We start from the raw sequence: 13,764 nt of genomic DNA on the forward strand, positions 1-13,764 counted from the left end.
GTGCGGTGACTTTCAATGTGCTGACCACGGTGTTCACGGGTGGTGCGGGGGGTGCGGCGTCGGGTGCGGGCAAGGCCGGCGCGGTCGCGAAGGCGTTGTCGGTGGCGGGCAAGGCGGGCAGGGTCATCGACCCGATGACGTATGTCGCCAAGGGCGCGGGCGCGGGCCTGTCGAAGATCGGGGACATCACCAAGGCCCTGAAAGGCATCGGCAAGATCGACATCCCGGCCCTCCCCGAGAACGCGATCACCCTCCCCAAGGACGCCTTCCGGCTCCCCGACGGCAGCTTCCACCTCCCCGAAGGCACCCCGATCCCGGAGGGAGCCACGAAACTGCCGAACGGCACCTTCAAGCTCCCCGACGACGTCCCCGTCGTCCACGACGGCGCCCACCCCCTGCCCGCCCCCGACCACACCGGTCCCCTCTATGGACACCCCGACGGCCACATCGTCGACGGCAACGGCAAAATCCTCATCCACGCCGACGAACTCCACAAACCCCCCACCACACAAACCAACCTCCCGCACACCCCCACCCCCACCCGCGAACCCGCCCTCGTCGGCACGGCCCCCCACACCGCGGAACACGCCGGTGAACACATCCGACTCGGCAGCAACACCAGTCACGACCTCGGAGACGTGCATGGAATCGGGGACAGCAGGCCCACTGCGTCCTCGGCTCACGGTGGTGGCCACCCCTCTGATGGCAGCGTGCATCACCACGGAACAGAGCCGTCAGCCGTTCACGAGTCGCCGTCGGGACACCCCAACGGCAACGAGGGTGCTGACCGCCCCCACCACGACAGTCACGTCGGGGACGGTCACGACGGCTCCACGGTGGATCACCACGATCCGCACGGAGGGGCTCACGGGCACGAATCCGACCTCGGCGGCGGAGGAGACACGCACCTCCCACGGGACATCGATCTCGACGGACCGATGGCGAACGTGCCCGACGGACCCTCCGGTTCCTTGCCGGACGGCTCGTGGGCAGGTGAGAACGGGCTGCATCTCGATCCCGAGGCGAACCGGGTGGCCGACGAGTTCATGGATCGTTCCAAGAAGGCCGAACCTGACATCACTGAGTCGATGCAGTCTGTTGCGAGCCGGGTCGACGAGGGGAAGCTCATCGGGCTCGAGTACCGGCTGAAGGGAGCGGACTCCCTCAAACGCAAGCTCGCCACAGACCTGTTCGAGAACATCGGCAGGCGTCCTGACGAGGTTCTGGGAGGCATCAAAGACTCCATCCGCTACACCATGGAGGTGCCGGTGGAGCGCTACACACATGGTGTTCAGCAGGCGATCGATGAACTCCAGGCCAAGGGTTTCGAGAACGTCACCTACAAGAACACTTGGGACTCCGCGGGATATAAAGGGATCAACTCCACCTGGCGGGACCCTGTCAGTGGCCAGGCGTTCGAAGTGCAGTTCCACACTGCCGACAGCTTCACAGCCAAGATGGACGGCCACATCCTCTATGAGAAGGAGCGCTTGCCTGGGGTTTCCCCCGAGGAACTCGCCGCCATCAAAGTTGAGCAGACCGAGCTGTTCGGCAGGGTACCGGTGCCTCACGGAGCAGCTGACATCCGGCTCGGCGCCCATGGATCCGCGGATGTTGTCCCGGCCATCAGCAGGGAATCCGGCGGGAGTGCCGGGCATGCGGTGCCTCCGACGCACGAGCCACATGGTCCCCCGCACGATCACCAGGCATCCGACCTCCACGACCCCGAGCACTCCGTCGAGCCGACGGGGCACGGCCAGGGGACGTCACACGGACACCAGGAATCGCCTGGTGAGAGTCCGTACACAGAGGGGCCGCGGGGCGGCTGGAGCGGTGCCGGCTGGGTGGAGAAGCCTGATCCCATTCATGACCCGGATTCTGTGGTCGCAGCCGAGATGTACGAGCACATCAGGTCGACGGAAAATCGGGTGGAGCTGCCCGCTATCTCGAAGAACACGGGTGTCGACGAATCGGTGCTCCGGCAGGTGAAGAGTCACTTGTTCCGGTCCCAGCATGAGGTGGCCATCGGTCCCGGCACCACCAAGAAGGGCCTCTTTACTCCTCGCAGGGACATCGGCGAGCTGTGGTTCGCAGCCAGGGAAGGAAAGCTGAGCGAGGAAGGAGTACAGCAGTTCAAGCACCTCATGGCGCATGAGTACGTGGAGAGCAGCCTCATGAAGTCGGGTCTCCCGTACATCCGCGAGTATGATCACTTGTGGGAGTTGGACCCGTCTGACGGCAAGTACTACCGACCTCAGTTCCCGCAGGATGTGCGCGACGCAGGAGCCCACGATCTGGCGCCCAACGACAAGATCGGGGGGTTCCGCCACTGGAGGTCCTTGGGGATGGAGCACCCTGGGGTCGTTCTGGCCGATGACCTGTCCAACCTCGATGACGTAGTGAAAGCAATTCACCAGCAATTGCGCTCGAAGGGGTTGGAGCTGTAGTGAGTACCGAACTGTCGCGCACCGTACTGGAACGTCTGCGTACGGTGGAGTGGTACGGCGACTGGGACACTGCCACTGCGCACACCCGATCGCGGGCACTCTTGATGCGTGAATTCATGCGCCGTTCCGCCCTTTGGGCAGAAAATTATGGTGCGCAAGCCGAATGGCCCTTCTTTGACATCACAGAGTTCATCGATCCGGCTTTCTCCTTCGATCCGGAAGTGGAGAGAGAGCTGGATGAATTTCTGATGCGTATGGTTCCCACTCCGTCGACTGCGAGAACGTGCCGCGGTGCCGTGCGGTGGCCGGCTTTTCGCGCAGTGCACGCGGAAGACTTGCCCGACCTTCCCGATCCGTACGAACCGCTGCTGCTCATGTATGGGAGGGGCGGTGGGTATTCGGTCGAGGAATTCATTGACCTCTACGGTGTGATGATTCCTTACGGGAATTTTGAGTCGAACCTCAGGGCCGAGCCGTTCCTCACGCTTGAGGCCTCCACGCTTGACGCGCTCGACCAAGACGCAACGGGTCGTATCACGTACTACGCCAAGGTCGCCGACGGTTACTCCCGCATCGCCCCGCTCGGCATCGTAAGGAGGAGAAAGGTCGGAAGGGAGGGTGCGACACATGACGAGGCATTCACGCGCAACCTGCGGTGGGAGCCTACGGAGTATATGCGTCGATACGAACTGGGAGAAAACGATGTGGACCATGTGGAGATTTCGGAGCGGGAAGCTGCCGCGTTCATCGAATCCGTGACCAAGCGCCTGGCGGGCGCTCGATAGCCATCGAAGGTCCGCAAAGGGAAACAAGGATCAGCAGGACGGACGACAGAGCCGATCTGACGGGCTCCTCGCTGGTGCAGGTCGAACTCGACGATGCCGTCATGAGGGAAGCGGTTCTCGGCGGGGCGGATCTGGCGAAGGCTTCGCTGTGTGACATGGATGTCATGAGAGCCGCCTGCCGTGGCGCTCGGTTCATGGGCTCCGCCCTGCCGGCCGTTGACTTCCGGTCCGCGGACCTCAGCGGCGCGGTCCTCGTCCGGGTCGTCGCCTCCGCCGGGTAGGGGCAGGAGTTCCGGTCAACTGACGCACGCGCGCTCCAATACCCAGAGGCGGCACCTGCCTGCGCAGTGCCATACTCCGCTCATGAAAACCGAGGTGGCGGGGACCGCGACGGCCTGGAGTCTGCGTCCCGCCGTGGTGACAGACATCGAGCCGATCGCGGAACTGCGGGCCGAGGTCATGCGCGCCGATCTGGAGCGCCTCGAACGCTACGACGAGCACCGGGTGCGGCAGCGGCTGCGCGACTCCTTCTCCTCGCGGCACACCTCAGTCATCGAGGTCGGCGGTGAACTCGCGGGCTGTGTGACCTTCCGTCCGGCCGACGGCAGGCGATGGCTGGAGCACTTCTACCTCGCCCCGCACCACCAGGGACGGGGCCTCGGCTCCGCCGTTCTCCGCACACTGCTCCGGCGAGCCGACGCCCAGGGCGAGACCGTCGCCCTGAACGTCCTTCAGGGCAGCCCTGCCCGCCGCCTCTACGAACGCCACGGCTTCACTCTGCACGCAGAAGACCCGGTCGACGTCTTCCTGGTCCGTCCACCAGGTGCGGACGTCTCGTCGTACGCGCGGAACGAGGCGAACCGGCCGGGCCTGCTTCCTCGAAAAAATGGCTGAGGAATCTCATGGCACTGGAGACGGCACCCCGTCCCGGGCCGTGTCCGAATGGCTTGTGGCGAACGGCTGGTTCCCCGCACGCGACATCGGTGCGGAAGCCGAGGAACTGGTCCGGATCCGGGCAGAGGATGCCCGGCGACAGGGCGTCACGCTGTCGCCCCTGCCATCCGCGTCGCGGATCGTCCACGTGTACGGCGGTCTCACACTGCCGTGGCCGGGAGCAGGGAGAGCGGCCCTGATCATGGAGCCGACTGTTGGCTACGACGGAGATGCGGCAGCGATCACCGAGTTGGCGGCTGCACTGGGGACCCGACTGTTCCCCGTGGGATACGAATGGCCCGAGTACGGCATCGTTCTGGTGGACGAGCATGGCCGATTCTTCATGCTGCACCACACCGGGGGGTACTACATGGGAAAGGACGAGTTCGACGCCTTTTCCCGCCTCCTGAGGTCGGAGGCGTATCCCGACGCGGAGGACTTCTTCGATGAGACCTGCTGATCCCTCTCATCCCTGCGAAGCCGCCTCTTGGATCTTTTGCAGCCGTGAGGGCCCAGCGGTCCTCTCGAAGGGCCCGATCCCCGGCTCGCCGGCGGCCAGGAACCCTTGGACGACCGGACCGAGGCGGTCGCAAGCCGCGTACGCGCCGCCGAACGGCAGGGCATCCGGAGGAACGGAGCCGGTCGGACCGGAGGAACGGAGCCGGTCGAGCGGCGGAGCTGCCCGGCCTGCGCGTCGTGCCCCACGTAGAACGTCGCGACGCCGGGAAAGCCCAGGCCGTGAACGTGTTCACGGAGGGCGGCCGCGGTCTGTCCGAAGGCGGCCACCACCTCGGACACGGTCAACGATCACCAAGGGCTCGTCCGCCACCTGACACCATGCTGCGGATGGACGTCTTCCTGACCCCGGCCGCGGCCGGACCCGAGGAGATACGGCGGATCCTGGCCGAGGCGTTCCGCGTCCCCGTCTCCGGCGTCGACGTCTCGGAGCAGTCCGAGGTGCGGTCGCGGAACTGGGACGCCCTCGTCACCTGCGAGTACGAGCACCTCGCCCGAGCCGCTGCCGGGGACCTCTCATGGGTCCTCGGCGTGTACGCGGCGCGAGAGGTCGAGCGGCGGCCCGCGGGGGAGGAACTGGCCGCCCACCTGGCCGGGCGGCTCCGCGTGCCCGTGTTCCACACCTGGGACGGTGGGCTGCCCTGGATCAACAGGGTCGCTCTGCCCGGCGGTGGGGTCACACTCGCGCGAGTGACCGAACCCGGTGGCCCGGAGGCCGGATTCTCCGTGGAAGCGGCCGAGGCGCCGATCACCGGCATGCCCCATGTGCCCGTCCTCCACCTCCCGGAGGTGGTGCGCGCCTTTCCGGTGCCGACGCCGCTGACCGACGCGGTGCTGTCCATGGGCGCGGCGAGCGGGCCGGAGCGGAGGGCTCGCGGAGCGTTGGCCGGCTGGGAGCGGCTGTGTGTGCGGCTGCGGAGCGGCTGGCCGCCTCGCGGCTGGTACTCCGCAGCCCTGTACGCCGAGGACCTGGCGTGGCGCGACACACTCGCGGCGGCCCTGGCGGACCTCCCCGACGGCCTACGGCACGAAGCCACCGGGCTACTGCGGGAACTGGACGGCGAGTACCGTGCGTCGACGCTGAACGACGCCGGGCACGCCCTCTCCGCCGCCCTTCGCACCGAGGCGGCTACGACGGCCCCGCCACCCGGTCGTGCCTGGTACTGGAACCGCCGCCCCCAGTACCTCCCATGGGCGGAACCGAAGTGACAGGGACCACCGTCAGTCCTCCCCGGCGAACAACTCCTCCGCATCCGCCGTCCGCACCGCCCGCTGGGCCCAGGCTTCGAGCTGGTCCAGGTCGGTGCAGGTGTTCACCCGCTCGCGGATGGCGTCCGTCACGGGGATGCCACGCCACTCGATGATGCGGAGCGTCATCTCGCGCCGGTCCTGGAGCCTTCCTTGCTCCCGGCCTTCCTCGCGCACCTGCTGGGCCAGCGGATGCCGCCAGAAGTACTGGATCGCCGTCATCAGTTCCCTCCACATCTGTTGTGCCTGGGGGTCGCCCAGGCAGGAGTCGACGAATTGCACGAAGACCGCGGCGCTGTCGGGGTCGATGGTTCCCAGGGCGGAAGCCAGGGACTTCAGTTCCGTACGAGACGAGCAACGAGCCGGGCCGCCGTAAGTCGCTCCCACGTCCGAAACTCGTGCCCGCGTCCGACAAGAGCCCCCTCCCGCGAAGCTCTGGATGTCCCCAAATGCCCCTGGCTATGCTGTAGTTCATGAAAATACGGAGAAACATCACCCGTCGTGCCGTCGCCGCCCTGGCCCTCGCGGGTGCCCTCGGGTTCGGTGCCGCTTCCTACGTCGGGGCGTCGCACAGCGAGGCCGGCCGGAAGACGGCGGCGTACGAGTTCGAGTGCAACGCCGACAGCTGTAACCCGACCAGCTGCAACTGGCTGTGGGGTTCGTACCCGGGAACCGGCTCCGGCTGCTGATCGCCCGGGGCGGACCCGGAGCCGCCGGATCCGCCCCGGCTCCCGCCGCCCCTGCCGACACCCTCTCCCTACCCCACCCTCCTCCCCACCCCGCCCCCACTGTCACCCCCCACCGGTACCGTCGGATCATGGCTCGACAGGCGGGGACCCAGGCGGCCCAGGGTGACGGTGAGCGGCGGTTCGCCGTGGTCGAAGGGGTGCTGGAGCGGATCACGTACGCGAACGAGGAGAACGGGTACACGGTCGCGCGCGTGGACACCGGCAGAGGCGCCGGTGATCTGCTGACCGTCGTCGGGGCGCTGCTCGGTGCGCAGGTGGGGGAGTCGCTGCGGCTGGAGGGCCGCTGGGGGTCCCATCCGCAGTACGGGAAGCAGTTCCACGTCGAGAACTACACGACGGTCCTGCCGGCCACCGTCCAGGGCATCCGCCGCTACCTCGGCTCCGGTCTGGTCAAGGGGATCGGGCCGGTCTTCGCGGACCGGATCACCCAGCACTTCGGCACCGACACCCTGCGGATCATCGAGGAGGAGCCCAAGCGGCTCATCGAGGTCCCCGGCCTCGGGCCCAAGCGGACCGGAAAGATCGCCGACGCCTGGGAGGAGCAGAAGGCGATCAAGGAGGTCATGCTCTTCCTCCAGACGGTCGAGGTGTCCACCTCCATCGCCGTGCGCATCTACAAGAAGTACGGCGACGCGTCGATCTCCGTGGTGAAGAACCAGCCGTACCGGCTCGCCGCCGACGTCTGGGGCATCGGCTTCCTGACCGCCGACAAGATCGCCCGATCCGTCGGCATCCCGCACGACAGCCCGGAGCGGGTCAAGGCGGGACTCCAGTACGCGCTGTCGCAGTCCGCCGACCAGGGGAACTGCTTCCTGCCCGAGGAGCGGCTGATCGCCGACGCGGTGAAGCTGCTCCAGGTGGACACCGGGCTGGTCATCGAGTGCCTGGCCGCCCTCGCGGAGCCGGACGAGGACGGCGGCGATCCCGGGGTCGTACGGGAGAAGGTGCCCGCCGCCGAGGGCGAGGCGGCCGAGTCCGTCAGCGCCGTGTACCTGGTGCCGTTCCACCGCGCCGAGCTCTCCCTGTCCGCCCAGGTGCTGCGCCTGCTGCGCACCGGGCAGGACCGGATGCCGCACTTCCGGGACGTGGCCTGGGACAAGGCGCTGGGCTGGCTGCGCGGACGCACGGGGGCCGATCTCGCGCCCGAGCAGGAGGCGGCCGTCCGGCTCGCGCTGACCGAGAAGGTGGCGGTGCTGACCGGCGGGCCCGGCTGCGGCAAGTCCTTCACCGTGCGCTCGATTGTGGAGCTGGCCCGTGCCAGGAAGGCGAAGGTGGTGCTGGCCGCGCCGACCGGCCGGGCCGCCAAGCGGCTGTCCGAGCTGACCGGCGCCGAGGCGTCCACCGTCCACCGGCTGCTGGAGCTGAAGCCCGGCGGCGACGCGGCGTACGACCGGGACCGGCCGCTGGACGCCGACCTCGTCGTGGTCGACGAGGCGTCCATGCTGGACCTGCTGCTCGCCAACAAGCTGGTCAAGGCCGTACCGCCGGGGGCGCACCTGCTGTTCGTGGGGGACGTGGACCAGTTGCCCAGTGTGGGCGCGGGCGAGGTGCTCCGGGATCTGCTGGCCGAGCGGAGCCCGGTCCCGGCGGTGCGCCTGACCCGGGTCTTCCGCCAGGCCCAGCAGTCCGGCGTCGTCACCAACGCGCACCGCATCAACTCCGGTCAGCAGCCGCTCACCGACGGTCTGAAGGACTTCTTCCTCTTCGTCGAGGACGACACGGAGGAGGCGGGCCGGCTCACCGTGGACGTGGCGGCGCGGCGCATCCCGGCCAGGTTCGGGCTCGACCCGCGCCGGGACGTGCAGGTGCTCGCGCCCATGCACCGGGGCCCGGCGGGCGCCGGCACGCTCAACGGGCTGCTCCAGCAGGCCATCACGCCGGGCCGCCCCGATCTCGCGGAGAAGCGGTTCGGCGGCCGGGTCTTCCGGGTCGGCGACAAAGTCACCCAGATCCGCAACAATTACGAGAAAGGGGCGAACGGCGTCTTCAACGGCACCGTGGGCGTGGTCACTTCGCTCGACCCGGTCGACCAGCGGCTGACGGTGCTGACCGACGAGGACGAGGAAGTGCCCTACGAGTTCGACGAACTGGACGAGCTGGCGCACGCGTACGCGGTCACCATCCACCGCTCCCAGGGCAGCGAGTACCCGGCCGTGGTGATCCCGGTGACCACCGGCGCCTGGATGATGCTCCAGCGCAACCTGCTCTACACGGCGGTGACCCGGGCCAAGCGGCTGGTGGTGCTCGTCGGCTCGCGCCGGGCCATCGGCCAGGCGGTGCGCACGGTCTCGGCGGGACGCCGCTGCACGGCGCTGGATTTCCGGCTCCGGGGCGCCTGAAGCCGCAGAACGGCCAGAGAAGGCCCGGAAGGGCGACAAAATCTGACGAACGGGCCGCTCCTGGCCCGGAAAATCCCGTCGCCGCCCCCGGCGCGGGCCCGTCGCGCAAAAAATGATCGATCAAACGAGTCGCAAAGGTCACAGAACACTTCCCGACACTGCTCCGAGGGGGCAGGATGAGCAGGTTGGCGGCACTGAGTGCCGCCAATAGGCCCAATGGTCGACCCCGAGTGCACTCTCCTGAGCCAAATGGGGGATGGTAGAGACAGTCAGGGCACCTCGAAGATGAGGCACTACGTCGGTGAGGGAAGACGTGAGCGACAACTCTGTAGTACTGCGGTACGACGGCGACGAGTACACCTACCCGGTGATCGACAGCACCGTCGGCGACAAGGGCTTCGACATCGGGAAGCTCCGCGCCCAGACCGGTCTGGTGACTCTGGACAGCGGCTACGGCAACACGGCCGCGTACAAATCCGCCGTCACCTATCTCGACGGCGAGCAGGGCATTCTCCGGTACCGCGGCTACCCCATCGAGCAGCTCGCCGAGCGCTCCACCTTCCTTGAGGTGGCCTACCTGCTCATCAACGGTGAGCTGCCGACCGTCGACGAGCTCTCCACCTTCAAGAACGAGATCACGCGGCACACCCTGCTGCACGAGGACGTCAAGAACTTCTACAAGGGGTTCCCGCGCGACGCCCACCCGATGGCGATGCTGTCCTCGGTCGTCTCGGCGCTGTCCACCTTCTACCAGGACAGCCACAACCCGTTCGACGAGAAGCAGCGCGACCTGTCCACGGTCCGGCTGCTCGCCAAGCTCCCGACGATCGCGGCGTACGCGTACAAGAAGTCGATCGGCCACCCGTTCGTCTACCCGCGCAACGACCTCTCCTACGTGGAGAACTTCCTGCGGATGACCTTCTCGGTCCCCGCCGACGACTACGAGCCCGACCCGGTCGTCGTCTCCGCGCTGGACAAGCTGCTGATCCTGCACGCGGACCACGAGCAGAACTGTTCGACCTCCACGGTCCGCCTCGTCGGCTCCTCGCAGGCCAACATGTTCGCCTCCATCTCGGCCGGCATCAACGCGCTGTGGGGCCCGCTGCACGGCGGCGCCAACCAGTCCGTGCTGGAGATGCTGGAGGGCATCCGCGACTCCGGCTCCGACGTCGACACCTTCATCCGCAAGGTGAAGAACAAGGAGGACGGCGTCCGCCTGATGGGCTTCGGCCACCGGGTCTACAAGAACTTCGACCCGCGCGCCAAGATCATCAAGGCCGCCGCGCACGACGTGCTCTCCGCGCTGGGCAAGGACGACGAGCTGCTCGACATCGCCCTGAAGCTGGAGGAGCACGCGCTCTCCGACGACTACTTCGTCGAGCGCAAGCTCTACCCGAACGTCGACTTCTACACCGGTCTGATCTACCGGGCCATGGGCTTCCCGACCGAGATGTTCACGGTCCTGTTCGCCCTGGGCCGGCTGCCGGGCTGGATCGCCCAGTGGCAGGAAATGATCAAGGAGCCGGGTTCCCGCATCGGCCGCCCGCGCCAGATCTACACGGGCGTCGTCGAGCGCGACTTCGTCCCGGTCGAGGAGCGCTGAGGCGCCGCTTCGCCGCACGGGCCTCGCGCCCCGGGCCCCGTTTCCGCCGGTCAGCCGGTGGGTGCGGGGCCTTCGTGTGTCCGGAGCCGTCCGGAGCCGTCCGGGGTCATTCGGAGCCGTACGGAAGGAGGCAAGGGGCCGAGCGGAGAGGAGGGCGGGGGAGGGCGAGTGAGGGCGAGGGCGGCGGCGGGAAGCGGAAGGCGCCCCGGTGTGCCAGTCCCCCCACGGGCCGGCGACCAGGGCGCCTTCCCATGTCCCGGTATCGGATTCCCCCCACGGGATCCGGCCGGGCGTCTGTGAGAAAACCAGCGCCTGAACCGCTGTTCTTCGTACTGCTGTACTGCCGTACTGCTGCCTCAGTTGCCTCCGGTGCGTGCGCCGACCGGCGCCCGCACCGTTACCGCTCCGCGCTGTGCCGGGACAGCGCACACCCGGGAGGGCCGCTCAAAGCTTCCCGAAGTACGTGTCCCGGCAACGCAGTTCCAGGGAAGTCCCCCAAGACATCCCCAGACGTCAGTCGGCGCCCCCCAAGACGCTTCCTGACATCGCCAAACTTAGACCTTCGAACCCCTTCGATGGTTACGTTCACATCACTGTGACATGCGTCTCTTGCATATGTCCCATAGGTGCGCAAGAGCCCTGATATGGCGATCGAGACCCAAGCGTAAGGATGATGCGCGAGCCTTGTGAAGAGCTTATGTGAGGCGCGCGCCGGACTCCAGGGGGTCCGGCACTTCCGTCTCCCAACCGGTATGTCCGTCGCGGAACCGGCACTTCCGCGGCGGGACCGGTACGTCCGGCGGGCCGGTCCGGCTCAGCGGAACCGGCGCAGCCGCAGGCTGTTGGTCACCACGAAGACCGAGGAGAACGCCATCGCCGCGCCCGCGATCATCGGGTTGAGCAGTCCGGCGGCGGCCAGTGGCAGCGCGGCCACGTTGTAGCCGAAGGCCCACACGAGGTTGCCCTTGATGGTGGCCAGCGTCCGCCGGGAGAGCCGGATGGCGTCCGCGGCCACCCGCAGGTCCCCGCGGACCAGCGTCAGGTCGCCCGCCTCGATGGCGGCGTCGGTGCCGGTGCCCATCGCCAGGCCGAGATCGGCGGTGGCGAGCGCGGCGGCGTCGTTCACGCCGTCGCCGACCATGGCCACCGTCCGGCCCTCCGCCTGAAGGCGCCGTACCGCCGCGACCTTGTCCTCGGGCAGCACCTCGGCGATCACGTCACCGGCGTCGATGCCGACCGCCCGTGCCACCGACTCGGCCACCGTCCGGTTGTCACCGGTCAGCAGCACCGGCCGCAGTCCGAGGGCGCGCAGCCGCGCCACGGCCTCCGCGCTGGTCTCCTTGACCGCGTCCGCCACGGCCAGCACACCGCGGGCCGCTCCGTCCCAGCCGACCACGACGGCCGTACGGCCGTTCTCCTCGGCCGCGCGCCGGGCACGGGCCAGCTCCTCGGGCAGCTCCTCGAACAGGCGCCCGACGACGACCTCATGGCCGTCCACGCGCCCGCGTACGCCCCGCCCGGGGACGTTCTCGAAGTGCTCGGCGGCGGGCAGCGGGCCGACGCGCTCCTCGGCGCCGGCCGCGACGGCGCGGGCGAGGGGGTGCTCGGAGGCGTGCTCCAGGGCGCCCGCGAGCCGCAGCAACTGCTTCTCGCCGGTGCCCTCGGCCGCGTGCACCTCCTGGAGGGTCATCCGGCCGGTGGTGACGGTGCCGGTCTTGTCCAGGACGACGGTGTCGACGCGCCGGGTGGACTCCAGCACCTCGGGACCCTTGATGAGGATGCCGAGCTGGGCGCCGCGCCCGGTGCCGACCATCAGCGCGGTCGGGGTGGCCAGGCCCAGGGCGCACGGGCAGGCGATGATCAGCACCGCGACGGCCGCGGTGAAGGAGGCGGTGACGTCGCCGGTGGCCAGCAGCCAGGTCAGCAGGGTGCCGACGGCGATGACCAGGACCACGGGCACGAAGACCGCCGAGATCCGGTCGGCCAGCCGCTGCACCTGGGCCTTGCCGTTCTGCGCGTCCTCGACCAGCCTCGCCATCCGGGAGAGCTGGGTGTCGGCGCCGACCCGGGTGGCCTCCACGACCAGCCGGCCGCCCGCGTTGACGGTGGCGCCGGTGACGGTGTCCCCGGTGGTCACGTCGGCCGGGACGGACTCCCCGGTGAGCATGGAGGCGTCCACCGCCGAGGTGCCCTCGACGACGGTGCCGTCGGTGGCGATCTTCTCGCCGGGCCGGACGACGAAGCGGTCGCCCACGGCCAGCGCGGACACCGGCAGCCGGACCTCGCGGCCCTCGCGCAGCACGGAGACGTCCTTGGCGCCCAGCTCCAGCAGGGCGCGCAGCGCGGCGCCCGCCCGCCGCTTGGAGCGGGCCTCCAGATAGCGGCCGAGCAGCAGGAAGGCGACGACCCCGGAGGCGACCTCCAGATAGATCGTCGAGGCAGCGTCCATCCGGGAGACGGTGAGCCGGAACTCGTCGTGCATGCCGGGCATCCCCGCGTCACCGAGGAACAGCGCCCACAGCGACCAGCCGAACGCGGCGAGCGTGCCGACCGAGACCAGGGTGTCCATGGTGGCCGCGCCGTGCCGGGCGTTGGTGAGCGCGGCCCGGTGGAAGGGCAGTGCGCCCCAGACGACGACCGGCGCGGCCAGGGTCAGCGCCAGCCACTGCCAGTTGTCGAACTGGAGGGCCGGGACCATGGAGAGCAGGACGACCGGGACGGCGAGCAGCGCGGAGACGGTCAGGCGCTGGCGCAGCGCCGTCAGCTCCGGGTCGCCGTCGGGCGCCGCGGCCTCCCGCTGCGCGGGCTCCGGCTCCGGGGGCGGCGGTTCCTCGGCGGTGTACCCCGTCTTCACCACCGTCGCGACGAGATCCGAGACCGCTACCCCCCGGGGGTAGCTGACCTTCGCCTTCTCGGTGGCGAAGTTGACGGTCGCGTGCACGCCCTCCATGCGGTTGAGCTTCTTCTCCACGCGGGCCGCGCAGGAGGCGCAGGTCATCCCGCCGATGAGCAGCTCGACCTCGGAGTGCTGCCCGGCCGTGTCGGGCGGTGTCGCTGTGCTGGTGGTGCTGGTCATGTCCGTACTCCAGTGAGCGGACCGGGCCGTACAGAACCAGTATCAGCTGGTCGATACGGCCCGGTGTC

The 13,764-nt window shown here is 68.7% G+C and carries 10 protein-coding genes and 1 pseudogene; 9 read left to right on the forward strand and 2 right to left on the reverse strand.

Annotated elements, in window-relative coordinates:
- From ACWDYF_RS30665 to ACWDYF_RS30690, 6 genes and pseudogenes are all read left to right on the forward strand, one after another.
- A pseudogene (locus tag ACWDYF_RS30665) lies at window positions 1–2,447 on the forward strand (hypothetical protein); the annotation flags it as partial.
- Window positions 2,447–3,232, forward strand: a complete 786-nt coding sequence (locus ACWDYF_RS30670; protein WP_389474663.1) for a hypothetical protein — start codon at window positions 2,447–2,449, stop codon at window positions 3,230–3,232. The pseudogene ACWDYF_RS30665 and the gene ACWDYF_RS30670, both read left to right, overlap by 1 nt.
- Window positions 3,233–3,288: 56 nt before the next feature.
- Window positions 3,289–3,513: a pentapeptide repeat-containing protein gene (locus tag ACWDYF_RS30675; RefSeq protein ID WP_389474685.1), complete on the forward strand. Its 225-nt coding sequence runs from the start codon at window positions 3,289–3,291 to the stop codon at window positions 3,511–3,513.
- Between the two features lie 82 nt (window positions 3,514–3,595).
- Window positions 3,596–4,126, forward strand: a complete 531-nt coding sequence (locus tag ACWDYF_RS30680) for a GNAT family N-acetyltransferase (RefSeq protein WP_389474665.1) — start codon at window positions 3,596–3,598, stop codon at window positions 4,124–4,126.
- A gap of 40 nt (window positions 4,127–4,166) precedes the next feature.
- Window positions 4,167–4,625, forward strand: a complete 459-nt coding sequence (locus ACWDYF_RS30685; RefSeq protein WP_389474667.1) for an SUKH-3 domain-containing protein — start codon at window positions 4,167–4,169, stop codon at window positions 4,623–4,625.
- Between the two features lie 386 nt (window positions 4,626–5,011).
- Window positions 5,012–5,890, forward strand: coding sequence for a hypothetical protein (locus tag ACWDYF_RS30690; RefSeq protein ID WP_389474669.1), 879 nt, complete (start codon window positions 5,012–5,014; stop codon window positions 5,888–5,890).
- A gap of 12 nt (window positions 5,891–5,902) precedes the next feature.
- On the opposite strand, the gene ACWDYF_RS30695 is transcribed toward ACWDYF_RS30690, so the two are convergent.
- Window positions 5,903–6,316 carry a hypothetical protein gene (locus ACWDYF_RS30695; protein ID WP_389474671.1) on the reverse strand — a complete coding sequence of 138 codons (414 nt, stop codon included), beginning with the start codon at window positions 6,314–6,316 and terminating at the stop codon, window positions 5,903–5,905.
- Between the two features lie 86 nt (window positions 6,317–6,402).
- On the opposite strand from ACWDYF_RS30695, the gene ACWDYF_RS30700 reads away from it, so the two are divergent.
- From ACWDYF_RS30700 to ACWDYF_RS30710, 3 genes are all read left to right on the forward strand, one after another.
- Window positions 6,403–6,618, forward strand: a complete 216-nt coding sequence (locus tag ACWDYF_RS30700) for a hypothetical protein (protein ID WP_158690406.1) — start codon at window positions 6,403–6,405, stop codon at window positions 6,616–6,618.
- 128 nt (window positions 6,619–6,746) lie between these two features.
- Window positions 6,747–9,017 carry an SF1B family DNA helicase RecD2 gene (recD2, locus tag ACWDYF_RS30705; protein WP_381743009.1) on the forward strand — a complete coding sequence of 757 codons (2,271 nt, stop codon included), beginning with the start codon at window positions 6,747–6,749 and terminating at the stop codon, window positions 9,015–9,017.
- A gap of 313 nt (window positions 9,018–9,330) precedes the next feature.
- Window positions 9,331–10,620 carry a citrate synthase gene (locus ACWDYF_RS30710; protein ID WP_018568388.1) on the forward strand — a complete coding sequence of 430 codons (1,290 nt, stop codon included), beginning with the start codon at window positions 9,331–9,333 and terminating at the stop codon, window positions 10,618–10,620.
- Between the two features lie 814 nt (window positions 10,621–11,434).
- On the opposite strand, the gene ACWDYF_RS30715 is transcribed toward ACWDYF_RS30710, so the two are convergent.
- Entirely contained in the window at window positions 11,435–13,696 is a 2,262-nt protein-coding gene (locus ACWDYF_RS30715) for a heavy metal translocating P-type ATPase (protein WP_389474674.1), read from the reverse strand.
- Window positions 13,697–13,764 lie beyond the last annotated feature (68 nt).

The sequence above is a fragment of the Streptomyces sp. NPDC003284 genome (assembly GCF_053589675.1).